Here is a 22939-nt window from a genome sequence, read left to right on the forward strand (position 1 = left end):
AGGTCGATGTCCGAGTGCCGGAGGTCGATGTCCGAGTGCCGGAGGTCGATGTCCGAGTGCCGGAGGTCGATGTCCGAGTGCCGGAGGTCGATGTCCGACTGCGTGCGCTCAGGGAGCGCCAGCAGCGTCAGCTGGTGCGTCCGGGGCGCGACCGGGCGGTCCCAGCTCAGGGAGGCGCCGTTGGGGCCACTGCCCCAGGCCGCGGCCCGCCGGCTCACGCTGCGCAGCCGGCTGACCAGCTGCCGCACCGGGGCGGTCAGCCGCGACGGGGGCGCGGCCAGCCGGGTGGGGGTGGTGAGCAGGTCGACGGAGAAGTCGGTGGCGAACTCGATCGCCGCCTCCAGCTCGTGGTCCACGGCCGGCGGCGCGGACGGAGCCGGGGCGCGCTCAGCCGCCGGGGCGACCGCCGGGACGGGCGCCGGGCGGGAGACGGACCGGTCCGGCCCGTCGGTCAGCCGGTAGACCGGCAGCGGCGTCGCACGCCAGGCCAGGTGCGCACCGTCCCCGCCGGCGCCCCAGGTGGCGGCGCGGCGGGCGAGCTGACGCCGCCGGGAGCGGGGCGGGCGCACCGGCACGTCGTGGTCCACCACGGGGTCGGGGCCCATGCCGAGCACGCCTACGGCGAGGCCGATCGCCAGGCCGAACGCCAGGTCGGTGGTGTTGGGCGCCGGGGTGTCGGTGCCGAACAGCCCGAGCCGACCGGTGTCCCGGGCAGTGGGCAGCTCGGTCGTCCGGACCGGTGCCATCTGGATCGCCATGTGCCGCCCTCCCGGGGAGTAGTCGCCGCGGCCGGGGAAGGGGCCGCGGGCAAGGAAGAAGTTACGGACGACGGAGCCCCGGGACCCCCGTTCAGGACACCCCCTCCCGACCGCGTGACCCAACCGTTGCCCGACCCCTCCGCAGCGGTCGATGACCCCCCTCCGGACCCGGGCACTTGTCGACAGACCTGGACGAAAGACCAGGTCAGCCCCACATCTGCCGGGCAATGACCTCGGGCGCCGATCCGGCGCACCGGCGTGTCGGGCCGGTCTGGTGGGATGGGCGGATGCGCACCCCGCTGGTGATCGACACCGACCCGGGCATCGACGACGCACTGGCCGTGCTGCTCGCGCTCGCCAGTCCCGAGGTCGACCTACAGCTGGTGACGACGGTGCACGGCAACGTCGGGCTCGCCGCGACCACCGAGAACGCGCTGCGGGTGCTGCACCTGGCGGGGCGGTCGGACGTGGCGGTGGCCGCGGGCGCCCGCACCTCGCTGGTCTTCCCCCAGCCGCAGCGTGCGGGCCACGTGCACGGGGCGGCGGGCCTCGGCGGCGTCGTGCTGCCCCCGTCCCCGGCCACGGTCGACCCACGGCCCGCGGTCGTGGCGCTGGCGGAGCTGCTGCTGGCCAGCGAGCAGCCGGTGACCGTGGCCGCGATCGGCCCGCTGACCAACATCGCCCTGCTGCTGGGCGTGTACCCCGAGGCGGCGGCGCGGATCGGCCGGCTGGTCGTGATGGGCGGCTCGGCGACCCGCGGCGGCAACGTCACCGCAGCCGCAGAGTTCAACGTGTGGGCCGACCCGGAGGCCGCCGCAGCGGTGTTCGGTGCGGGCCTGCCGACCGTGCTCGTGGGGCTGGACGTCACGCTGCCCACGGTGCTCACCGCGGCGGGGATCGCCCGGTTCGCCGCGGCCGGCCCGGTCGGCGCCCAGGCGGCGGCGGTCCTGCAGCAGTACGTCGACCACGCCCGCAGCAGCTACGGCGTCGAGGGCGTGGTGGTGCACGACGCCCTGGCGCTGACCGAGGCGATCGTGCCGGGCACGCTGACGGCCGTGCGCCGGGACATCGTCGTGGACACCGGGCACGGGGCCGGGCGCGGGCAGACCCTGGTGGACCGCCGGACGACGTCGTCCTCGGCCACCGCCGTGGCGGTGGCCGAGGGCGTCGACAGCGAGGCGGCGGTGGAGTTCCTGGTCAGCCGGATGTGCGGGCTGGCCGAGCGGACCTGATCAGGCCGGCTCGACGAGCCCCTCGGAGACCATCCACTCCAGCGCGACGTCCCCGGGCTGCTCGCCGGCCACGTCGACCTGGGCGTTCAGCTCCTGCAGCACGTCGTTGGTGAGCAGCGGGGTGATCTGCCCGAACAGGTCGGCGAGCTCGGGGTGCTCCTCGAAGGTCTCGGTGAGCAGCACCGGCGAGATGTTGTAGTTGGGGAAGAACGCCCGGTCGTCCTCCAGCACCGTCAGGTCCAGCGCCGGGATCCGGCCGTCGGTGGTGAAGACCTCGCCGAAGTTGCACGCACCCTGGTCGGTGGCCTCGTAGACCGCGCCGGTGTCCAGCGTGCTGACGTTGTCCCGCGGCACGCCCTGCTCGTCACCGAGCTCCAGGCCGTAGGTCTCCAGCATCGGGACGAACCCGTCGTTGCGGCTGGCGAACTCGCTCTCCACGCAGAAGGTGCGCTCCTCCACCGGCAGCTCGGCGATCTCCGACAGCGTGCTGATCCCGCCGAGGTCGTCGACCGCCTCGCTGCGGACGGCGAAGGCGTAGGTGTTGTTGGCCTCCGCGGGCGGCAGCCAGGTCAGGCCGTTGGCCAGCTCGGCGTCCCGGACGGCCTCGTACTGCTCCAGCGGGTCCGCGATCGGCGCGGTCTCGCCGAGGTAGGAGAGCCACGCGGTGCCGGTGTACTCCCACTCCATGTCGATCTCGCCGTTGACCATGCCCTGGCGAGCCGGCACGGAGCCGGGGATGTTGGTGCGGTCGACGACGTCGAACCCGGCGGTCTGCAGCGCGATCACGGCGATCTTGCCGAGGATCAGCTGCTCGGTGAAGTTCTTCGACCCCACCACGATCTCCTCGCCGGCCACCCCCTCGATCGGCTGGATGTCGGCCGGCGCGGAGGCCGGGGTGTACTGCGTGGCGGCCTGCAGACCGCACCCGCTGAGCAGGGTGGCCGCCGCGAGGGAGAGGGCGGTGGTCGCGCGCGTGCGCATCAGAGTCCCTTCGGTCGGGCGACGTGCTCCACGACGCGGCCGAGCCAGTCGATGGCCAGCGCGAGCAGGGCGACGAGGACGGCACCGCTGAACAGCAGACTGTCCAGCGAGAGGTTGATGCCGGTGGTGATCAGCTGGCCCAGCCCGCCGCCGCTGATGAAGGTCGCCAGCGTGGCGGTGCCGACCAGCAGCACCAGGGCGGTGCGGACGCCGGCCAGGATGACCGGGACGGCCAGCGGCAGCTCCACCCGCAGCAGGACGGCGACGGCGCTCATGCCCATCCCCCGGCCGGCCTCGACCAGGCGGGCGTCGACGCCCTGCAGCCCGACCATGGTGTTCCGCAGCACCGGCAGCACCGTGTAGAGCACCAGGGCCACGACCGCGGACCGGAAGCCGAACCCCAGCCAGGTGGCCAGCAGCACGAACAGCCCGATCGCCGGGGCGGCCTGGCCGGTGTTGGCCACGCCCAGCACCAGCGGCGTGGCCCGACGGAACGGCCCGCGGGTGAGCAGGACGCCCAGCGGGATGCCGATCAGCAGCACGACGACGGCGGCGAGCAGGGTCAGCTGCAGGTGCTCGACGATGCTGCGGCCCAGCACGCTCCAGCCGAGCTGCCGCTGCTCGGTGTCGGCGAGCTCGGCGGTCGACCGCCAGACGACGAAGGCCAGCACCCCGGCCAGCACGAGGACCGGCTGCACGAGCAGTCCCCGCCAGGCACCGCGGGCCTCGTCCGAGCCACCGCGGACCGGCGTCTGGGTCTGGGCGAGCGCGTCGTCGACCTCGGTGTCGGGGTACGCCTCGGTGGCCGCGGGGCGGGGCGCCGTCATCCCTCCACCTCGTCGCGGGTGCGCTGGATCGCGGCCATCACCGTCTCCACCACCATGACGCCGGCGACGCCGTCCCGTCCGGTCACGACGACGCCGCCCTGGCTGGCGGCGAGCATCGTGTCCAGGGCGTCGTTGAGGGTGGAGCGCAGCCCGACCACCGGGAGCTTCTCGTCCACGGTGTCCGGCACGGTGGCCACCCGGGACAGCTCCGCCAGCGACGGCCAGCTGATCGGCCGGCCACGGCGGTCGGTGACCACGACGTACTTCTCCCCGGCGGCCGACGCGCGGCGGACGACCTCGGCGGCGTCCTCGCCGACCTTTGCCTGCTGGGGGTGGATCAGCTCGACGTCCCCGACCCGGGTCAGGGTCAGCTGCTTCAGGGTCGCGCCGGCGCCGACGAAGTCGGCGACGTACTCCTCCGCCGGGTCGGCGAGGATCGCCTCCGGGGTGTCGTACTGCACCACGCGGGCGCCGACGTCGAAGACCACGATCCGGTCGCCGAGCTTGACCGCCTCGTCGAAGTCGTGGGTGACGAACACGATCGTCTTGCCCAGCTCCTCCTGGATGCGGATCAGCTCGTCCTGCAGGCGCTGGCGGGTGATCGGGTCGACCGCGCCGAACGGCTCGTCCATCAGCAGGACGGGCGGGTCGGCGGCGAGCGCCCGGGCGACCCCGACGCGCTGCTGCTGGCCACCGGAGAGCTCACGCGGGTAGCGGTCGCGGTACACCTCGGGGTCCAGGCCGACCAGCTCGAGCAGCTCGTCGACCCGGGCGGCGATCCGCTTCCGGTCCCACTTGAGCATCCCCGGGACCAACCCGATGTTGGTGCCCACGGTCATGTGCGGGAAGAGCCCACCGGCCTGGATGACGTACCCGATCCGGCGGCGCAGCTGGTCGGCGTCCTGCCCGGTGACGTCCTCGTCGCCCAGGAAGATCTTCCCGCTGGTGGGCTCGACCAGCCGGTTGAGCATCTTCAGCAGCGTGGTCTTCCCGCAGCCCGAAGGGCCGACGAACATGACGATCTGACCGGCCGGGATGTCCAGGTCGACCGAGTCGACGGCCGGCTTCCCCTGCCCGGAGTAGCTCTTGGTCACGCCCTCGAGCCGGATCGACACGCCGCTGACCTGGCGCTCGGTGCTGGTGGATGCAGGTGCGGCTGCGGTGGCGCCGCCGCGCTCAGCGGTGGTCTCAGACACGGATGCCCCTCGAGGTGGTCAGGCGACCGACCAGCACGAGCACCACGTCCAGGACGAGGGCGAGCAGGACGATCGCGATGGTCCCGACGAGCGTGGCGTTCAGTGCGTTCGCACCGCCCAGCCGAGAGAGTCCGGAGAAGATGAAGCTGCCCAGGCCGGGGCCGAGCACGTAGGCGGCGATCGCGGCGATGCCCATGACCATCTGGGTGGAGACCCGGATGCCGGCCAGGATCACCGGCCACGCCAGCGGCAGCTCGATCCGCAGGAGCGTGCTCATGCGGCTCATCCCGATGCCGCGGGCCGACTCCACCAGCGAGCGGTCGACGCCGGCCAGGCCGACGACGGCGTTGCGCAGGATCGGCAGCGCCGCGTAGAACGTCACCGCCAGCACGGCCGGGGTGATCCCGAACCCGAAGGGCGCCAGCAGGATGCCCAGCAGCGCGAAGGACGGGATGGTCAGCCCGATGGCCGAGAGGCCGTTGGCCAGCCCGGTGAGCCGCGGGCTGCGGTAGGCCAGCACCGCCAGCCCGATCGCGATCACGGTGGCCAGCAGCACGCACTGCACGACCAGGCTGACGTGCTGGAAGGCCTGGAAGGCGATCAGCCCGCGCCGGTCGACCAGGTACTCCCACATCGGCCCACCCCCTCTCCGCACCCGGCCACGCTGGGCCGGGTGGTCGTCCTGATGGCGCCGCACTCGGTCCGGCGAGGACTCGGGCGGCCTGGTGGGCGTGCGCCCCCGGCGCGCACGGCGCGGCTGCGGGGTGCTCCACCGCCGGACACGGGCCGTACCGCACCGGCGGCCTCGTTTCGGCCGTGTGTCACCGTGTCACACCCGTCCCACGGATGGCGAGCTCGACAGGTGACGAAGTGATGACGTTCCTGACCGGGTACGGCGACTGGCGTGCCTCGATCGGGGTAGTGACTCGGCCCGGTCCGCTCCGCGGGCAGGTGCCGACGGAGACGATCGGTGGCGGACACGAACGTGTCCCGGTCTGGAGGAGGACCCATCAAGACGGTCAGGTCGGCAGCCGACGAGGCGCCGTTCCAGGTGCGGCTCGCCGACGGCCCGGAACCGGGGCAGGTCGTCGCCGCCGTGTCCGGCGAGCTGGACGCCGCCAGCAACCCGCTGCTGCAACAGAGCCTGCTGGCTGCGCTGCGTCAGGCGGAGCGCCTGCTCACCATCGACCTGTCCGGGGTCACCTTCTTCGGGTCCGCCGGGGTCACGGCGTTGGTGTGGGTGAGCCAGCACCCGGAGGCCGCCGGCAAGCACGTCGGGGTCATCGCGACCAGCCGCATCGTCACCGGGCCGCTGGAGCTGACCGGCCTGCTCCTGCGACTGGACGTCCAGGGGATGCCGGGCGTCGCCGCCGGCCCGCACGACAGCGAGGACCGGGCGCGGCGCTGACCGCGCCGAGCCGACACGTGACCCCCCGTGCTGCACGCGCCCCCTGCGTCCGCCACCATGGTCCCGGCGAGGACACCGGCCGGCGGGAGGCCCCAAGAGTGAGTGCACTGGTCTGGCCGGCGGCCGACGTGCCCCGCGAGGACGGCGACGTCTGGCGGTGGGAGCTCCCGACGGTGCACGACGCGTCCCGGGTCCGGATGGACCTGCGGGCCCGGCTCGCGCACCCGTCCCTGGCGGCCCGGTCCACCGAGGATGCCCGTGAGGGCCTCCTGCTGGTGTTCGAGGAGCTCAGCTCGAACGCGCTGCGGCACGGTGGTGGCGCCGTGGTGGCGCTGATCGTCGCCGTCCCGACCGGTTGGCTGATCGTGCTCACCGACGGCTCGCCCGACGCCCCGCCGCGCCCTGCGGTCGACCGCGACCCGGCGTACGGGGGGATGGGGCTGCCGATGGTGGCCCAGCTGTCGGTCGACTACGGCTGGTGCAGCGACGCCGGACGCAAGCACGTGTGGGCCCGGCTGCCCTCCGGGCTGCCCGCCGCCGCGGTCCCCCGGCCGCGCTCCTCCTCCGGCCCGGCAGGGGCCTGAGGGAGGGCCTCGGCCCGGAGCTCAGCTCCGCACCACCGTCACGTCGCTGAACCCCTCTGCGGTGCTCGGCACGGTGAGCCGCCCGGCCACGCTGTACAGCCCGACCAGCGGCACCCTCGCCCGCCCCTCCCGGGCCTCGTTGCGGGCCCGGCAGGTCTCCAGCGGGACGTCGAGGAACACCGCCCGGGCCGGGACGCCGGCGGCTGCCGCCAACGCGACGAGCGGTGCGCGTTCGGCCGGCGACGGCGAGGTGTTGTCGACGACGACGCTGGCGCCCTCGGCGAGCAGTGTGGCCACGGTCCGCTGCTGACGGGCCTCCCGACGCCGGGCGTTCGGCCAGTGGTCCTTGCTGACCACCGCATGTGTGCCGGCCAGGTGCTCGGTGACCCACCTGGACTTGCCCGACCCCTGCAGGCCGACCATCACCACGAGCTCCTGGCGTGCCATGGCCCATCCGGTACCCGCCCCGGCCCAGGCAGTCGCTGCGGGGTTGCGCGGCCACGGCACCGGGCATGGAGGGGCATCTGTCCCGAGACCCGAGGAGGACCCCGTGTTCCCGGCCGAGAACATCCGTGACTGGCGCACCCTGAACGTCGTCGACCCGGACGGGAGCAAGATCGGGACGTTGGAGTCGGTGTACGTGGACACCACCACCGACCAGCCGTTCTTCGCCGCGGTCATCACCGGCTTCATCGGCCGGCGCCAGTTGACCTTCGTGCCGCTGACCGGCGCCACCGTGGCCCCCGACCACATCCGGGTCACCGTGTCCAAGGACCTCACGAAGAACGCGCCGTCCATCGACACCGACGGCGAGCTCACCGTCGAGCAGGAACCCGACGTCTTCGCGCACTACTCGATGCCCTACACCGGCGGCGTGCGCCGGCTGGCCCGTCGATGACGAAGGGCCCCGTCCCCCACCCGCTCGAACGCTGAGGGCCCCCACCGGGGGCCGGGTGTGTCGTCTCGCAGGAGGCAGGGGCGGGCCCTGTCAGCCTCGGCGGGCGGTGAAGAGACCGGCGGCGTCCCGCAGGCTCTTGGTCGGGCGCAGCCAGGCGCCGTCCGTCGGCAGCGCGTCCAGCCGGACGCGGTCCAGCGGCTCGACGAACGCCCCGGGCACGTCCTCGATGTCGACGAACTGCAGCAGCTCGGAGCTGATCGCGTAGCCGGCGACCTCGCTGAACGCGACGACGACCACCTCGGTGCCCGCGCGCGCCAGGTCCTCGAGCGGCTCGGCGAAGTTCCGGCCGTCACCGGAGAAGACGACCAGGCGGCGCAGCTGGTGGCTGTGCGCCCGCACGCTGATGTGGTCGAGCATCGACTGGTCGATGTCGTCGTCGGGCTGGAGCTTGGGCCGGGCGAAGACGGCGTAGCCGAAGCTGCGCAGCGCCTCCACCCAGCGCTGCAGGGAGGTGGCGTGCTGCGGTGGCACGTTGGCGAAGACGCAGGCCTCCACCTCCGGCGGCTGCACCGCCCCGAACTCCTCGGCGCCCTCGACGAACCACGCGGCGATCGCGTCGAACCGCGGCCGGGACGCCGCGGTCGGGCGCGCGCCGATGACGTTCGCCAAGGTCATGTCGATGTTCGGCGCGTCCCACACCAGCAGGTCCAGCGACGGGCGCGGCCCCTCGGCCGAGAAGCCCTCGTGCCCGTCCACCGATCCGGTCGCGTCGTCGAGGATCTCGGTCATCGGCCCAGTCTGCCGGTCGGGGTCCACCGGCGGGCCCGGTGGGCGCGCGACCGTGGTGGGCGTGCCGCCCGGGGCGGTCGCCCGTCGCCGACGGCGGCCGGTCACCGGACCGCTCCGACGCACCGACGACGGCATCGCGACCAGCTCACCCCGGCACCGTACGAGACGCACCGGACGCTCAGGTCGTGATGGTCACCAACCGCTTGATCGCCAGCAGGGCCAGCGGCGCGTAGCCGAGCACCAGGGGCGTGAAGCCGCTGATCCGCAGGCCGGTCGTCGTCCCGCCGTCCGGGCCCGCGCCCACCCAGTGCGCCAGCCCCAGCCGGGTCGGTCCGACGGTGACCTGCCAGCTCCACCACCTCGCCGCGTCGGACACCTCGTCGACGACGAACGGGACGGAGGTGCGCAGCGGGTCGTACACCCGGCCGGTGACGCCCTGGGCGATCCGGGGGGCGGTGGCCTCCACCCGGCTGATCTGCGGTGACCACTCCGGCCAGCGGGCAGGGTGGACGAAGCGGTCCCACACCTCGCCGGGGTCGACCGGGCCGGTGGCGTGCAGGGTCACGGTGGTCACCCCGGACGGGTGCCCGCCCAGCTGCCGACTGACACCCGGGCGGGCTGATGGCCGGGATCCGCCCCCGAGAGTGACCCAGGCCGGTCCATCCGCGCCCGACCAGCATGACCCGCGCCCGCCCACCGCGCAGGTCCGGTTCCACGTGGAACCCCCGACCAGCGAGGACCGGACCGGACGCGAGGATGGCGGCGTGCCCGGGTCCTCCCCCTCAGCGGTCCTCCGTGCGATGACGGCGGCCGACTGGCCCGCCGTCCGCGAGATCCACGCCGCCGGCATCGCCACCGGCCTCGCCACCTTCGAGACCGAGCCACCGACCTGGGCGGCCTTCGACGCCTCCCGCCTGCCCGGTCACCGGCACGTGGCCACCGACGGCACCGGCGCGGTCCTCGGCTGGGTGGCGTGCAGCCGTGAGTCGCCGCGGGCGGCCTACGCCGGCGTGGTCGACCACTCGGTCTACGTCGCACCGCACGCGGCCGGCCGGGGCATCGGGCGGCTGCTGCTGCAGCGGCTGATCGACTCGACCGAGGCCGACGGCATCTGGACGATCCGGGCCGGGGTCTTCCCCGCCAACACGGCCAGCCTCGCACTGCACGAGCGGCTCGGCTTCCGGGTGGTCGGCCGTCGGGAACGGATCGGCCGCCGGGTCGTCGACGGGCGGGCGAGCTGGCAGGACGTGCTGTTCCTCGAGCGCCGCAGCCGGGTGGTGGGCCGGGACGACGACCCGGCCTGACCCTCCGTCAGGCCGGGGGGCCGCCGAGCAGGAGCTGGCGCAGCAGGTGCAGGGCGAGCGTCGTCGTCCGCTGACGCACCGCCTCCCGCGACCCGAGCAGGGTCAGCGAGCGGGCGACCGCGCCGGCCGGGCCGGCGGCGGCCAGGTGAACGGTGCCGACCGGCTTCTCCGCCGTGCCGCCACCCGGACCGGCGATCCCGGTGACGCCCACCCCGACGTCGGCGCCGAACCGGCGCCGGGCGCCCTCGGCGAGCGCGGCGGCGACCTCCGGGCTGACCGCACCACCGCGGGACAGCGTGCCGGCCGGCACGTCGAGCAGCTGCGTCTTGGCGCTGTCGGCGTAGGCGGCGACCCCACCGAGCACCCGCGCCGAGGAGCCCGCCGGTGCGGTGAACCGCGCGGTGAGCAGCCCGCCGGTGCACGACTCGCCGATGCCCACCGTCCACCCCTGCTCGTCCAGCGCGGCGGCGACCAGCTCGTCCACGGTGGGCCCGGCGCTGAACAACGTGTCGCCGAAGTCGGCGGTGACCGCCTGCACCAGCCGCTGGTGCGCCGGTTCGGCGTCCGGGCCGTAGCGGGTCACGATCTCCAGCTCGCCGTCCCGCAGGCAGGTGGTGATCTCCAGGCCGGTCACCTGGTCGTCGACCCGGCGCAGGGTGGCCGCCAGCTCGGACTCCGGAGTACCCCACAACCGCAGCGTCGACTGGCGCAGCTCGGTGGCCCCGGCCAGCGCCCGGCGCACCGGCTCGACCGCCAGCGCCGCCGGCCACATGCCCTGCAGCTCCGACGGGGGCCCGGGCAGCACCAGCACCGGGGGGCCGGTCCGGCCGTCGGCCACCGGGACGACGAGGCCCGGCGCCGTGCCGACCGGCTCCAGCACCGTCGCGCCCGCCGGGACCTGCGCCTGCTTGGCGACCCCGGCCGCGGTGGACGCAGGGTCCATCCGCCAGCCGCGGCGGGCGCTGAGCCGGGCGACCACCTCGGCGATCCGCTGCTCCAGAGCCGGGTCCAGCGCCGAGGGCCGGCCCTGGAAGTCACCGACCAGGGCGGCGGTCAGGTCGTCGGCCGTGGGGCCCAGGCCGCCGGTGGTGATCACCAGGTCGTTGCCCGCGCCGGCCAGGAAGGCGAGGGCGGCCCGCAGGTCCTCGGGCCGGTCCCCGACGACGACCACCGCACCGACGTCGACGCCTCGGGCGCGCAGCGCCTCGGCCAGCCACGGCCCGTTGCGGTCGGCCACCCGTCCGGTGAGCACCTCGGTGCCGGTGACGACGATGCCCGCGCGTGCTGCCACGGGACCGACCCTAGGCGGGCGGCCGGACCACGGCGCGGGGGCAGGATCCCGATGGCCCTCCGCGGCTACGGTGTCCAGCGCCCTGCCCCGCCGTCCGGCCGGACTCGACCAGGCCGTCGGCGCCTCGGCGCACCCCACGAGGAGGACACGTGAGCCAGCCGCACCCGCCGATCCCCGAGCCACAGCCGCAACCGCAGCCGCAGCCCGCACCGACCGGCGCGACCCGGCACCCCGCCGACGAGCCCGCCGGGGACCAGCACGCCACCACCGAGCACCCCGCGACCGAGCATCCCGTCACCGAGCCCGCGGTGACCGGCACGACCGACGATCCCCGTACCCAGTCGATCCTGCTGCCGCCCAGCCAGCGTCAGACGGTCGAGCCGGACGCCGGGGAGCACGGCAGCCACCAGCCGTACGAGCCCTCCTACGACCCGCCGACCGCTGTGCACGGGACCGGCCCGGTCGACGTCGGCACCGGGTCCACGCCCACCCCGCCGCCGGTCCCGGGCCCGGCCACCACCCCCGGCACCGCACCCGGCACCCCGTCAGCGGGGTCACAGGACGGGGGGTCCTCGTCGTCCTCGGTCCGTTCTCGGCTCGCCGCCGTCCGTTCCTCGGGCCGGCCCGGGACGGAGCTCGTGGCCCTCCTGCTCGGCGTGCTCGGGCTCGCCCTGCTCCAGCTGGGGCTGGCCCTCGACTTCGTCAACCAGTCGCTGTGGGACGTCGTGCCCACCTGGTCGGCGTTCGCCACCGTCGCCGCCCTCCTCGCGCTCGCGCCCTCGGTCGCTGCGCTGGCCGGGCGGCGGGAGTCCGTCCGGACGGCGTGGCGGGTCGGGGCCGGCGGCCTGGTCGGCCTCGCCGCCTTCTGGGTGCTGATCGCCCTCCCGATCGTCGCCAGCGACCGCGGCTTCTGGCTCACCCTCGCGCTGGCCGCCACGGGCGCCGCGGTGGTGCTGGCCCCGGGCCGCCCCGAGTGACCCGGGGCCGCGGCTGGTTCCTCGGCGCCGGGGTGCTCGCCCTCGCCTCGCTGGGGCTGCCGTGGGCCGGGCAGCTCTCCGGCGCCGGGCACCCGGCGCGGGTCGCCGTCCTCGCCGCGCTGGCCCTGGCGGTGGTGGGGCTGCGCCGCCAGCAGGGCCAGTGGCTCGCCGCCGCGCTGGCCGCCGCCGGTGTCGGGCTGCTGCTCGGCGGGATCGACGCGTCGTCCGGCCGGGTGGCACTGGCCGCCGCGGCGACCTGCCTGGTCCTCGGCTGCCGGGCTGCCGGGCACCGCCTGGTCCCGTCCCGGTGGACCGGGAGCACGGCGGGCTGAGCACGGGCACTACCCGCGCACCCGCACCGCCAGCACCGCGACGTCGTCGTCCACGGACCCGTCGAGTCCGGCGAGCAGCCGGTCGCACAGCTCCTCCAGCGGGAGGTGCGCCCACCGGGCGAGCGCCCCGGCCAGCCAGGCCGTGCCGTCGTCCAGCACCGCACCCCGGCGCTCCACCAGCCCGTCGGTGTAGAGGACGACCGTCGAACCGGGCACGAGCAGCTGGGTGTGGTCGCTGCGCAGGACGGACGGGTCGACGCCCAGCAGCAGGTCCGGCTCACGCTCCAGCACGGTGACCGTGCCGTCGGGGTCGAGCAGCAGCGGCGGTGGGTGCCCCGCGTTGCTCCAGCGCAGCAACCGGTCGCCGGTCCCCACCTCCTCGACCGTGGCCAGGACGCCGGTGGCGAGGGTGGCCACCTGCAGGTCCTGCAGCGCCCGGTCCAGCGCGCTGAGCACCGCACCGGGGGTGCCCCGGCGGCTGTGGGCGACCCCCCGGAGCACGTTGCGGACCTGCGCCATCGCCGCCGCCGCGTGCCGGTCGTGCCCGGTGACGTCACCGATCACCAGGGCGAGCCGGCCGTCGCCCAGCAGGAAGGCGTCGTACCAGTCCCCGCCGACCTGGGCCAGGGAAGCCGCCGGCAGGTACCGGACGGCGACCTGCAGGTCGTCGGCCTCGGGCGGCTCGGTGAGCAGGCTGCGCTGCAGCGCCTCCGCCATGCCCTCGACGACCGCGTGCTGGGCTCGCTCGTCGGCCCGGGCCCGGATCCGCTCCAGCGCCAGCGCGGACTGGCCGGCCAGCGCGTGCAGCAGCTCGAGGTCGCTCTCGGTCAGCGCCGGGGAGTGCATCCAGCCCACGCTCAGCGACCCGATCCGCCGGGAGCCGCTCTCCAGCGGCACCGCGGCCCAGGCCTGGACGCCGGTCACCTCGGCCACCCTGGCCAACTGCGGCGAGAACGCCTCGGTGGCCGCGCGGTCGGGCAGGACCACCCGCTCCCCGGTGCGGGCCGCGACGCAGCCGGGGTAGGGCGCGTCCAACGGCAGCACCGTCTCCGGGCCGACGCCGACCGGGACGAGGTCGTCGGTGCGCACCAGCCGCAGCCGGTCGGCGCCGTCGCACACCCCGAGCACGCCGCCGTGGGCCCCCAGCACCACCAGGCCGCGTTCGTTGACCACCCGGGCGAGGTCGTCGAGGGTCTCCGCCCGCCCCAGGGCCAGGGCGACGCCGGAGAGGGCGGCGAGCCGGCGTGCGGTGTCCGCCTCGGCCTGGCGGGCGACGCGGAGTTCGGCACTGCGGGCGAAGAGGTCGCTCTCCACCTCCAGCACCCGGCGGTGCCAGCGCTGCCCCCGGCCGCTGGGGTGGTCGGACATGGCCTGCTGGCGCACGTAGTCGGTGATGTCCTCGACCCGCTGGAGCAGGTGCCGGCAGCTCCCCTCGTCGTCCAGCACCGGGACGCTGATCAGGCTCCAGAAGCGCTTGGTGAAGCCGCCGGAGCCGTCGGGGATGTCGAACTCCTGGACGGGCAGCGTCTGCGGGCGGCAACTGTCCCGGGCCCGCTCGAGGGACGCCCGGATGCGGCTGCCACTGGCGTCGGGGGCGGTCGAGTCGGGGTTGCCGGGGAACGCCTCGAAGACCGGCCGCCCGACCAGCTCGGCCCGGGTCCGACCGGTGTTGGCCAGGTAGGCCGAGTTGGCGTCGACGATGACCAGCTCTGGCGTCAGCACCAGGTAGGGGGTGGGCATCGCGGCGAAGAGCGCCGCGTGATCAGGGGACGACGCCGCGAGGTCCGCGACAGGACCCGCGATGCCGGTCGGGTGGTCTGACCCGTTCGCCGCCGCGCTCACGACCCTGGATGCCCCCCCATGGCCACTGCCTCGTCGGACCGGGCCTGTGGCGGGCAACATACCGGCGCTGGGCACCGCCGGGGGCCGCTCGGCTCAGTCCTTGTCGGGCTTGCCGTTCCCGTTCCCGTTCCCGCCGCCGTTGCCGTTGCCGTTGCCGTTGCCGCCCGCACCGTTGCCGTTGCCGTTGGACGGGGACGTCCCCGGGTCGGGCGAGGTCTCGCCGTCGTCGGTCTCGCCGTCGGCCGTCTCGCCGTCGTCGGTCTCGCCCTGGCCCTGGCCCTGGCCCTCGCCCTCGTTCGCCTCGTCCTCGGCGCCGTCGTCACCCTCGGCCGACTCACCCGACTCGGCCGGTGCCTCCTCGACCGGCTCGGCGGTCGGGCGCCCGCCGGTCGTCGCAGTGGGCATCGGGGTGGGGACCTGGGTCGGCTTCGGAGCGGCGGTGGTCACCGGGGCGGGAGCCGGCTGCTGGACGACGGTGTCGACCGTCCGTTCCCGGCTCGGCCGGACGGGCGCCGGGGTGGCGCTCGGGGCGACGGCGTAGCTGACCAGGACCGTCTCGCCCGCCCGGAGCTCCGTCGCCAGCGGTGCGAGGTCGACGACCGTGCCGGGGTCCGCGGAGTCGGTCTCCACGGGCTGGACCTCGACGACCAGGTCGAGGGCCTCCAACTGGGCACGGACGGCGTCGACCGGACGGCCCAGGTGGTCAGCGGCGTCCAGGACCACGGTGGCCGGGGAGGCCACCACCTCCCCGGGGACCTCCACGGCGGCCGCGATCGGCGTCGTCCTGGTCGGGGCGAACGCCTGCAGCACGACGGCCGCCAGGCCGGCCCCGACCAGCAGCGCGACGAGCGGGACCAGCAGCCGGCCCAGGCCGCCCTGCGGAGCGGGACGGCGGGTCGGGCGCTCGGTGGCCGACGACGCCCCGGCCAGCGCAGCCGCGTCCGGCAGCAGCCAGAAGCTCTGGGTGTCGGTGCGCTGCACCGCCGGCAGCTCCCGCCCGGCGAGCACCTCGTCGATCGCCGCGACGACGGCCTCGCCGTCGGGGTAACGCTGGGCAGGGTCCTTGACGATGGCGCGCTCGACCAGCCGCCGCACGCCCTCGGGCAGCTCCGCGGGGAGCGGGGCCGGCTGGTCGCGCAGGTGGCGCAGCGCGATGGTCACCGAGTTGTCACCGTCGAAGGCGCGCCCACCGGTCAGGCACTCGTAGCCGACCATGCCCAGGGCGTAGACGTCGCTGGCCGCCGTGGCGTGTGCGCCCGCAGCCTGCTCCGGGGAGAGGTAGGACGCGGTGCCGACCACCTGGCCGGTCTGGGTGAGCGGGACGCTCCCGGCCGACCAGGCGATGCCGAAGTCGGTGATCTTGACGGTACCGTCCCACCGGACCAGCACGTTGCCCGGCTTGACGTCCCGGTGCACCACGCCGGCAGCGTGGGCGGCGGCCAACGCGGAGGCGGTCTGCCGGAGGACGTCGAGCGTCCGGTCCGGCGACAGGCGCTCCTCGCGGGCCAGCACGGTCGACAGCGACTGGCCCTCGACCAGCTCCATGACCAGGTAGGCCAGGTGCTCGCCCGAGCCGTCGACCGCCGACTCCTCGCCGTAGTCGTAGACAGCGGCGATGTTCGGGTGGCTCAGCGCGGCCGCGTGGTGCGCCTCCGCGCGGAAGCGGGCCAGGAACAACTCGTCGCCGGTGTACTCACTGCGCAGCACCTTGACCGCGACGGCCCGGTCGAGCAGCTGGTCGTGCCCGCGCCACACCTGGCCCATGCCGCCGGAGGCCAGCAGGGTCGCCAACTCGTAGCGGTTCCCGAGGCTCCTCCTCGTGGGCTCCACCACCGTGCGCCGTCCCCTCGTCCTGCCTCGTCAGAGGTGCGGTCCCCAGCCGGCTGGCGCTGGCGGGCTGGACGCACCGAGGGGGTGGATGCCCCGCCGGAGCGTTCGTACACATGCCGGCGACGGCTCGTCGGCCGACGTGCCCAACGTCAGGTCGACACGGACTGTTCCCGTGCGAGGCGCTCTCCCGCCGCCGCCAGCCAGTGAGCCGGGTCGGCCATGGCGCCCTCGACCGAACCGGCCAGGTCGGTCAGCGAGAGCGCACGGGCCACCGGCAGCTCCTCCGCCGCCACGACGCGGCCGGCGACCACCGCCACCGGCACCGCCGCACCGCGTGCCCGCTCGACCAGGTCGCCCACCACCTTGCCCCGCAGCGACTGGGCGTCGAACTGCCCCTCGCCGGTCACCACGAGAGCGGCGCCCCGCAGGCCCTCGTCCAGACCCGCGGCAGCGGCCACCGCCTGCGCGCCGCTGACGAACTCCGCCCCCCAGCAGGCCGCGAAACCGTAGGCGGTGCCGCCGGCCGCCCCGGCCCCCGGCGCCTCCCGGTCGCCCCCGAGCAAGTCGGCCAGCCGGGCCAGCGCCGCGTCGAGCTGGGACACCTGCGCGGGGTCCGCGCCCTTCTGGGGCCCGAACTGGCCGGCAGCACCCAGCGGCCCCAGGAGCGGCGCGGTGACGTCGACCAGGCACTGCACACCCCCGGCCGGCGGAGGGACCAGCCCGGCCAGGTCGACCCTGGCCAGCCGGGACAGGGCGCCGCCGCCGGGGGGCAGCGGCGCCCCGTCGGCGTCCAGGAACCGGGCGCCGAGCGCAGCCAGCGCGCCGGTGCCGCCGTCGGTGGTGGCGGAGCCGCCCAGGGTGAGCATCACCCGGTGCACGGCCGGATCGGCGAGCACGGCTGACAGCAGCTGCCCCAGCCCCCGGGTGGTGGCGCCCAGCGGGTCGGGCTGATCGAGCAGCGGCAACCCGGCCGCCCGGGCCATCTCCACCACCGCCGTCCCGTCGGGGAGCAGCAGCCAGGCGGCGTCCATCGGGCGCCCGTCCGGCCCGGTCACCCGCGCACTGCGCCAGCAGGCGGCCGGCAGGTCGTGCCCGAGGGCCTCGAGCGTGCCCTCACCGCCGTCGGCCAGGGGGACGGCGATCAGTTCGTCGTCGGGCCGCACCCGCCGCCAACCGGCAGCCAGCGCGTCGGCGGCCGCCGCCGCACCGAGCGTGCCCTTGAACGAGTCGGGGGCGATCACCACCCGGGTCACCCTCGGTCACCGTCGCCGTCGTCGCCGCACCACATGACCGGCAGCCTCGCCGGTGCCGGGGGCGGGCGGCAAGCCGGGCGGGTCGGGCCGGCGAGGAATGTGCCGCCCGGAGGTACCGATCGGCCCGGGAGCTGCCGAGGAGGACCCCGACGGCCGCTCGCGCAAGCCCACGACCAGGAGTGCAGGTCCGATGATCGGTGCCACGTCCACGTCCGCCACCCCCGCCCGGGCCCTTCGACCCGTCACCGTGAGCGCCGCACCGGCGCGCTGGCGGCGGAACGCGCTCGCCGCCCTCACCGCCGAGGACCGCGCGCTGCTCGCCCAGGCGACCGGCGTGCAGCTGACCGCGGACGGCGAGCGGGCCGACGGACGCGAGCTGGTGCCAGCCATCGCCTCCGCCGTCGCCCGGGACCGGCTGACCGGGCGGCTGCCCACCGACCGACCGGTCAGCCGGGGCTACCTGGAGCAGATGTGGGCCGCCCTGCCCCTGGGGCCGGGATCGGCCGGGACGATCAGCGACATCACCGCGGTGCTGGACGTGCTGGCCCGCCCGGACGCCCACCAGGCCCTGGCCCGCCCCGCCTGACCAGACCGCACCGTCCTGGCGGGTCGACCTGCGGGGCTGGTGCTCTGGTGCACCAGTGCAGCCAGAGCACCAGCGCGCCCGGGCTCGCGGCGCGGGAACGGCCGTACCAGCAGAATGGGCCGCGCCCGGAACGCCGTCAGCAGAGGAGCTGTCGATGCACCCTCAGGACACGCCGTCGACCAGCGAACGGACCGGCACCGACCGGACCAGCACCGCGCTGCCGGAGCAGGTCGGGGTGATCGGCGGCGGTCGGATGGGCGCCGGGATCGCCCAGGCGTTCCTCGTCGCCGGCGCACGGGTCGAGGTGGTCGAGGCCGGTGACGAGGCAGCCGAGGCCGCCCGCGGCCGGGTGTCGGCCGGCCTCGAGGAGGCCGCCCGACGCGGCAAGCTGACCGCTGAGGTCGCCGAGGTCCTCGGCCGGCTGACCCTGGTCGACTCGCCCGCCCAGTTGGCCGAGGACGCCGGCCTGGTGGTGGAGGCGGTGCCCGAGCGGGCCGACCTCAAGGTCGCGGTGCTCACCGCCGCGGAGGCGGTGCTGGGGCCGGACGCCGTCCTGGCGACCAACACCTCCTCGCTCTCGGTCACCGAGCTGGCCGCGGCGCTGCAGCGGCCGACGCGCTTCCTGGGCCTGCACTTCTTCAACCCGGTGCCGGCCTCGAAGCTGGTCGAGGTGGTCGTCGCGCCGGAGACCGCCGAGGACGTCGTCGCGGCCTCCCGCGAGTGGGTGCGCGCCCTGGGCAAGACCGACGTGGTCGTCCGCGACTCCCCCGGCTTCGCGTCGTCCCGGCTCGGCGTGCTGCTCGGGCTGGAGGCGATCCGGATGCTGGAGGAGGGCGTCGCCGACGCCGAGGCCATCGACGCGGCGATGGAGCTGGGCTACCGGCACCCGATGGGCCCGCTGCGCTCGACCGACCTCGTCGGTCTGGACGTGCGCCTCGCGATCGCCGAGTACCTCGCCGGCACCCTGGGCGAGCGCTTCACCCCACCCCAGTTGCTGCGTGACAAGGTGGCCGCCGGAGAGCTGGGCCGCAAGACCGGCCGTGGCTTCCACGACTACGCAGAGGACTGAGAGGACGACGATGTCCACACCCGGCTCCGAGCCCACCGTCACCCGCGCCGACGCCGACGGCGTCGCCACGCTGACCCTGCAGCGACCGGCGTTGTCCCACCGGCTGCGCACCGAGCTGCTCGCCCACGTGCGGGACGTGGCCGCGGACGAGTCGGTGCGCGCCGTGCTGCTCACCGGCAGCGGCCGGGCCTTCTGCGTCGGCCAGGACCTCGCCGAGCACGTCGAGGAGCTCCGCTCCGAGCGTCCGGACGCCGGGCCGTCGCTGTCGGTGGTCGAAGCCGAGTACAACCCGCTGATGCTGGCCCTGGCCGCACTGCGGGTCCCCCTCGTGGTGGGGGTCAACGGCGCCTGCGCCGGGGCGGGCCTGGGCATCGCGCTCGCCGGCGACCTGCGGGTCGCGGCCGCCGGCGCGAAGTTCACCACCGCGTTCACCGGCATCGGGCTGTCCAGCGACTCCGCGCTGGCCTCGCGGCTGGTCCACTGCGTCGGCGGGTCCCGTGCCACGGAGCTGTTGCTGCTCCCCGAGCCGTTCCTCGCCGAGACCGCCGCCGAGTGGGGCCTGGTGCACCGCGTCGTCCCGGCCGCGGACGTGCTCGCCGAGGCGACCGCGCTCGCCACCCGGCTCGCTGCCGGGCCGACCCGGGCCTACCGGGCGGTCAAGACGGTGCTGGCGACGGCGGCCACCGACAGCCTCGAGGACACCCTGGCGCTGGAGGCGAGCCTGCAGACCGACCTGGGGGCGACCGCCGACCACCGCGAGGCCGTCGAGGCGTTCCTGGGCAAGCGACCAGCGGTCTTCACCGGCCGCTGAGGGACGGATGCCCCCTCCCCGGGGGGGCCCGGGTTCCACGTGGAACCGCTAGCTGGCGGCGGTGCAGGCGGGGCAGACGTCGACGCCGGACACCGGCCAGTGCGCCTCGGTGGTCACCCGGGCCAGGGTCCCGCAGACGGTGAGCTCGCAGGCGCCGTCCAGGTCGCCGGGGGCCCGGTGCACCTCCACGGCGTGCCAGAGCGCGACGGTCGGCCCGTGCGCACGGCTGCGGGCGGCGGCGAACGTCAGCGTCTGTGTCGTCACCCCTGGGACGTCGGCAGCACCGGCCCGCCGGTGCAGGGACTCCGCCGCCGGCTCACCCCATCGGATGACCCGGCCCGGTCCCCAGGTGTGGACGCGGCGTGGCAGCGTGCACGGCGACGTCCCGCCACCCACGAGGAGACCCTGGTGCAGCTCACCAAGCACGGACACGCCTGCGTGGTCCTGTCCGACGGCGACCGACGGCTGGTCATCGACCCGGGTGCGTTCACCGCCGACGACGCCTGGCACGGCGCCTCGGCCCTGCTGGTCACCCACCAGCACCCCGACCACTTCCTGCCGGACCGGGTCCGCGCCGCGCTGGACGCCGACCCGGCGCTGGAGGTGTGGACCAACTCGGAGGTGGCCGAGCAGCTGGCCGGCGCGGGTCCGCGGGTGCACGTGGTCGGTGCCGGTGACGCGTTCACCGCCGCGGGGTTCGGGGTCACCGTGCACGGGGAGTGGCACGCCGTGATCCACCCGGACGTCCCGCGGGTGCGCAACGTCGGGTTCCTCGTCGAGGAGCGGGTCTTCCACCCCGGCGACGCGCTCACCGTGCCCCAGGCCGCCGTCCCCACCCTGCTGCTGCCGGCACACGCCCCGTGGTCCAAGACGGGCGAGCTGATCGACTACCTGCGCGAGGTGCGCGCCGAGCGGGCGCTGGCCGTGCACGACGGCCTGCTCAACGACACCGGCCTCGGTCTCGTCTCCGGGCTGCTCGGTGAGCGTGGACCCGGCCAGCCGGTGCCCTACGCGCGCCTGGCCCCCGGGGAGTCCGTCGAGGCGTGAGGTCCGTCGGCCGGCGACGGGAGGGACACCGGCACCGTGACCCGCGGGTCCAGCTCGGCGATCCGGGCCGCGTAGCGCCGCACCCGGTCCCGCTCGGTGAGCAGCGCGCGCTCGGTCTCCACCTGGTCGGTGACGTCGGCCTGGATCCCGATGTACTGGACGACGGCGCCGGTCTCGTCGGTCACCGGGGTGAGCGTGCACTCGTTCCACCAGCTGCTGCCGTCGGCCCGCCGGTTGAGCAGCACCTCCCGGCACTCGGCACCGGCCGCGATCGCCGCACGGATGCGGCCCACGGCGGCGGGGTCGGTGTCGGTGTCCTGCAGGAAGCGGCAGTTGCGGCCCAGCAGCTCGGCGGCGGGCTGGCCGGCCAGCCGCTCGAACGCGGGGTTGACGTAGACCAGCGGCTGGTCGGGCAGCCGCAGGTCCACGATGGTGACGCCGGTGCCGACCGCGGCCAGCGCCCGGTGCAGGAGCGCCTCCCCCGGATCGCCGGCGGACCGCCCGGTGAGCAGTGAGACCACACCGGCCGGGACCGCCGACACGTCGCCGTCCTCCGTGGACGCACGCTGCCCGGTGCTCGGCGCGACCCGGGAGAGCAGCGCGCGGGCGGCCCGCACCACCGTGTCGCGCTCGTAGGTGAGGGCGAAGGCGAACCGGCGCGCCAGGTCCGGCCCGTCGTCCCCGAGGTCGCGGGCCAGCAGCGCGGCGCTGAAGTGCGGACTGAGCACCACGACGTCCCACTCGCCGCGCACCGGGTCACCGGGCGCCAGGTCCGCTCCGCGGAGGCCGGGCATCGGCTCCACCGGCAGCCCCTCGCCCAGGGCGGCGACGAACCCGACCCGCTCGACCAGGTCCCGGTAGCGGAGCCGGGTCGCCGGCGTGACGTGCCGCGCCTCCTGGAACGTCGAGGTGACCACGCAGGTCTCCCCCAGTCGCAGGGCCTGCCGTTCCAGTTGCTTGCTGAGCTCGATCAGCAGCGCCTTGGGCGCCTCCCGGACCGGTACGCGCGCCGGCAGGCAGGCGAACGGGGACACCAGCTCCCCCCGTGGGGCGGCGGGCTGGACGGCGGGCAGCCGGAGCGTGCCCGGTCGCGCACCCGAAGCGGCACCGGGCCCCGGGCGCCCGAACAGCCAACCCTGCCCCAGCGTCGCTCCCAGCGCCCGCGCCATGGTCAGGTGCGTGCCGTTCTCGATCCCCTCGGCGAGCACGAACGCCCCGGTGGACTCGGCGTAGGCGTTGACCGCGTTCATGATCTCCGCGATGGCCGGGCCCGGACGTTCCTGCACCAGCCGCAGGTCGAGCTTGACGACGTCGGGCCGCAGCAACGGCATGAAGGCCAGCGAGAGGGACTCGGCACCGACGTCGTCCAGGGCGATCGCCCAGCCGAACTCCCGCACCCGCTCAACGGTCCGCAGCAGTTCCGCGGGGCGGGCGGCCAGCGCGCGCTCGGTGATCTCCAGGACCACCCGCAGGTCCCCGGGCACGGGCAGCTCCGGGTCGAACAGCGCCGCCACGGGGGCGTCGTCGAGGACCTCGGGCTCGACGTTGACGAAGACGGTCGCGGGAGCCAGCAAACCCTGAGACACGGCGCCGCGCAGTGCGGCGGCCCGGCACGCCTGGTCCAGCTCGGTGAGGCAGCCCGCGTCGCGCGCTGCGGCGAACAGCGCATCCGGCGCCTCGAACGGGCCCTCCGGGCCGCGGGCGAGTGCCTCGTAGGCGACCACCCGTCCGCTGTCCAGCTCGACGATCGGCTGGAACACGCTGCGGACCGCACGGTCCGCGATCACCGCACGGATGTCGGTCGTCAGCTGCTCCCCGAACTGCGCCACCGTCGTCCCCCATCGGAGCCGGGCATCGACCCCTGGAGTCTGACAGCATCGTCGTGCTCCGGACGGGTGAGCGCACTGGTGGGCGTCGCCGGACA

The 22939-nt window shown here is 75.3% G+C and carries 25 protein-coding genes; 11 read left to right on the forward strand and 14 right to left on the reverse strand.

The annotated features are described in order from the left end of the window. Nucleotides 1-758: hypothetical protein (locus O2V63_RS13535; RefSeq protein ID WP_269168086.1), on the reverse strand; the 758-nt coding region annotated here is incomplete at its 3' end. A 287-nt stretch (nucleotides 759-1045) separates the two neighbouring features. On the opposite strand from O2V63_RS13535, the gene O2V63_RS13540 reads away from it, so the two are divergent. Then, nucleotides 1046-1990, forward strand: a complete 945-nt coding sequence (locus O2V63_RS13540; protein WP_269168087.1) for a nucleoside hydrolase — start codon at nucleotides 1046-1048, stop codon at nucleotides 1988-1990. Here O2V63_RS13540 and O2V63_RS13545 read toward each other — a convergent pair whose 3' ends face one another. The 4 genes from O2V63_RS13545 to O2V63_RS13560 are packed head-to-tail and all read right to left on the reverse strand — an operon-like array spanning nucleotide 1991 to nucleotide 5628. Beyond that, complete coding sequence (locus O2V63_RS13545; protein WP_269168088.1) at nucleotides 1991-2971, reverse strand: glycine betaine ABC transporter substrate-binding protein; 981 nt, start codon at nucleotides 2969-2971, stop codon at nucleotides 1991-1993. Beyond that, nucleotides 2971-3798: an ABC transporter permease gene (locus tag O2V63_RS13550; RefSeq protein ID WP_269168089.1), complete on the reverse strand. Its 828-nt coding sequence runs from the start codon at nucleotides 3796-3798 to the stop codon at nucleotides 2971-2973. The genes O2V63_RS13545 and O2V63_RS13550 overlap by 1 nt, the downstream gene beginning before the upstream one ends. Beyond that, complete coding sequence (locus tag O2V63_RS13555) at nucleotides 3795-4994, reverse strand: ABC transporter ATP-binding protein (protein ID WP_269168090.1); 1200 nt, start codon at nucleotides 4992-4994, stop codon at nucleotides 3795-3797. The genes O2V63_RS13550 and O2V63_RS13555 overlap by 4 nt, the downstream gene beginning before the upstream one ends. Continuing rightward, nucleotides 4987-5628 (reverse strand): ABC transporter permease, encoded by a 642-nt coding sequence (locus O2V63_RS13560; RefSeq protein WP_036335960.1) that lies wholly within the window; start codon nucleotides 5626-5628, stop codon nucleotides 4987-4989. Before O2V63_RS13560 ends, O2V63_RS13555 begins: the two co-directional genes overlap by 8 nt. A gap of 336 nt (nucleotides 5629-5964) precedes the next feature. On the opposite strand from O2V63_RS13560, the gene O2V63_RS13565 reads away from it, so the two are divergent. Both O2V63_RS13565 and O2V63_RS13570 read left to right on the forward strand, forming a co-directional pair. Beyond that, a complete protein-coding gene (locus O2V63_RS13565; RefSeq protein ID WP_269168091.1) occupies nucleotides 5965-6402 on the forward strand; it encodes an STAS domain-containing protein in 438 nt (145 codons plus the stop codon). Between the two features lie 98 nt (nucleotides 6403-6500). Next, the gene (locus O2V63_RS13570) at nucleotides 6501-6986 is read left to right on the forward strand and encodes an ATP-binding protein (protein ID WP_269168092.1); all 486 of its coding nucleotides are present in this window, start codon (nucleotides 6501-6503) and stop codon (nucleotides 6984-6986) included. A 21-nt stretch (nucleotides 6987-7007) separates the two neighbouring features. Here the strand turns inward: O2V63_RS13570 and O2V63_RS13575 are convergent, their stop codons facing one another. Then, on the reverse strand, nucleotides 7008-7433 hold the full coding sequence (locus tag O2V63_RS13575) for an AAA family ATPase (RefSeq protein WP_269168094.1): 426 nt from the start codon (nucleotides 7431-7433) through the stop codon (nucleotides 7008-7010). Between the two features lie 103 nt (nucleotides 7434-7536). Between O2V63_RS13575 and O2V63_RS13580 the strand changes: the two genes are divergently transcribed. Continuing rightward, nucleotides 7537-7884: a PRC-barrel domain-containing protein gene (locus tag O2V63_RS13580; RefSeq protein ID WP_269164054.1), complete on the forward strand. Its 348-nt coding sequence runs from the start codon at nucleotides 7537-7539 to the stop codon at nucleotides 7882-7884. Between the two features lie 90 nt (nucleotides 7885-7974). Here O2V63_RS13580 and O2V63_RS13585 read toward each other — a convergent pair whose 3' ends face one another. Then, entirely contained in the window at nucleotides 7975-8673 is a 699-nt protein-coding gene (locus O2V63_RS13585; RefSeq protein ID WP_269168095.1) for an NYN domain-containing protein, read from the reverse strand. A gap of 178 nt (nucleotides 8674-8851) precedes the next feature. Further along, nucleotides 8852-9247 (reverse strand): SRPBCC family protein, encoded by a 396-nt coding sequence (locus O2V63_RS13590; protein WP_269168096.1) that lies wholly within the window; start codon nucleotides 9245-9247, stop codon nucleotides 8852-8854. 226 nt (nucleotides 9248-9473) lie between these two features. Here O2V63_RS13590 and O2V63_RS13595 point away from each other — a divergent pair, with 226 nt between their 5' ends. Continuing rightward, nucleotides 9474-9977: a GNAT family N-acetyltransferase gene (locus O2V63_RS13595; RefSeq protein ID WP_269168097.1), complete on the forward strand. Its 504-nt coding sequence runs from the start codon at nucleotides 9474-9476 to the stop codon at nucleotides 9975-9977. Nucleotides 9978-9984: 7 nt separating this feature from the next. On the opposite strand, the gene O2V63_RS13600 is transcribed toward O2V63_RS13595, so the two are convergent. Continuing rightward, entirely contained in the window at nucleotides 9985-11268 is a 1284-nt protein-coding gene (locus tag O2V63_RS13600) for a competence/damage-inducible protein A (RefSeq protein WP_269168098.1), read from the reverse strand. Nucleotides 11269-11417: 149 nt separating this feature from the next. Between O2V63_RS13600 and O2V63_RS13605 the strand changes: the two genes are divergently transcribed. Both O2V63_RS13605 and O2V63_RS13610 read left to right on the forward strand, forming a co-directional pair. Further along, a complete protein-coding gene (locus O2V63_RS13605) occupies nucleotides 11418-12245 on the forward strand; it encodes a hypothetical protein (protein WP_269168099.1) in 828 nt (275 codons plus the stop codon). Beyond that, the gene (locus tag O2V63_RS13610) at nucleotides 12242-12577 is read left to right on the forward strand and encodes a hypothetical protein (RefSeq protein WP_269168100.1); all 336 of its coding nucleotides are present in this window, start codon (nucleotides 12242-12244) and stop codon (nucleotides 12575-12577) included. The genes O2V63_RS13605 and O2V63_RS13610 overlap by 4 nt, the downstream gene beginning before the upstream one ends. Before the next feature lie 9 nt (nucleotides 12578-12586). Here the strand turns inward: O2V63_RS13610 and O2V63_RS13615 are convergent, their stop codons facing one another. The 3 genes from O2V63_RS13615 to O2V63_RS13625 all read right to left on the reverse strand — a co-directional run bounded on the left by O2V63_RS13615 (nucleotide 12587) and on the right by O2V63_RS13625 (nucleotide 17502). Further along, complete coding sequence (locus O2V63_RS13615) at nucleotides 12587-14317, reverse strand: SpoIIE family protein phosphatase (RefSeq protein WP_269168101.1); 1731 nt, start codon at nucleotides 14315-14317, stop codon at nucleotides 12587-12589. Between the two features lie 195 nt (nucleotides 14318-14512). Further along, complete coding sequence (locus O2V63_RS13620) at nucleotides 14513-16252, reverse strand: protein kinase domain-containing protein (protein ID WP_269168102.1); 1740 nt, start codon at nucleotides 16250-16252, stop codon at nucleotides 14513-14515. Between the two features lie 146 nt (nucleotides 16253-16398). Beyond that, nucleotides 16399-17502 carry a glycerate kinase family protein gene (locus O2V63_RS13625; RefSeq protein WP_269168104.1) on the reverse strand — a complete coding sequence of 368 codons (1104 nt, stop codon included), beginning with the start codon at nucleotides 17500-17502 and terminating at the stop codon, nucleotides 16399-16401. Nucleotides 17503-17749: 247 nt separating this feature from the next. On the opposite strand from O2V63_RS13625, the gene O2V63_RS13630 reads away from it, so the two are divergent. The 3 genes from O2V63_RS13630 (at nucleotide 17750) to O2V63_RS13640 (ending at nucleotide 19968) form a co-directional block, all read left to right on the forward strand. Next, nucleotides 17750-18088: a hypothetical protein gene (locus tag O2V63_RS13630; protein ID WP_269168105.1), complete on the forward strand. Its 339-nt coding sequence runs from the start codon at nucleotides 17750-17752 to the stop codon at nucleotides 18086-18088. Nucleotides 18089-18242: 154 nt separating this feature from the next. Further along, nucleotides 18243-19157, forward strand: a complete 915-nt coding sequence (locus tag O2V63_RS13635) for a 3-hydroxyacyl-CoA dehydrogenase family protein (protein ID WP_269168106.1) — start codon at nucleotides 18243-18245, stop codon at nucleotides 19155-19157. A gap of 10 nt (nucleotides 19158-19167) precedes the next feature. After that, nucleotides 19168-19968, forward strand: coding sequence for an enoyl-CoA hydratase-related protein (locus O2V63_RS13640; protein ID WP_036332529.1), 801 nt, complete (start codon nucleotides 19168-19170; stop codon nucleotides 19966-19968). A gap of 48 nt (nucleotides 19969-20016) precedes the next feature. Here O2V63_RS13640 and O2V63_RS13645 read toward each other — a convergent pair whose 3' ends face one another. Continuing rightward, on the reverse strand, nucleotides 20017-20232 hold the full coding sequence (locus O2V63_RS13645) for a hypothetical protein (RefSeq protein WP_269168107.1): 216 nt from the start codon (nucleotides 20230-20232) through the stop codon (nucleotides 20017-20019). A 144-nt stretch (nucleotides 20233-20376) separates the two neighbouring features. On the opposite strand from O2V63_RS13645, the gene O2V63_RS13650 reads away from it, so the two are divergent. Then, nucleotides 20377-21015 (forward strand): MBL fold metallo-hydrolase, encoded by a 639-nt coding sequence (locus tag O2V63_RS13650; RefSeq protein ID WP_269168108.1) that lies wholly within the window; start codon nucleotides 20377-20379, stop codon nucleotides 21013-21015. Here the strand turns inward: O2V63_RS13650 and O2V63_RS13655 are convergent. Continuing rightward, nucleotides 20976-22844: an EAL domain-containing protein gene (locus O2V63_RS13655; protein ID WP_269168109.1), complete on the reverse strand. Its 1869-nt coding sequence runs from the start codon at nucleotides 22842-22844 to the stop codon at nucleotides 20976-20978. The genes O2V63_RS13650 and O2V63_RS13655 overlap by 40 nt on opposite strands. Between the last annotated feature and the right edge of the window lie 95 nt (nucleotides 22845-22939).

The sequence above is a fragment of the Modestobacter sp. VKM Ac-2977 genome, from assembly GCF_026968045.1.
Lineage (GTDB): Bacteria > Actinomycetota > Actinomycetes > Mycobacteriales > Geodermatophilaceae > Modestobacter.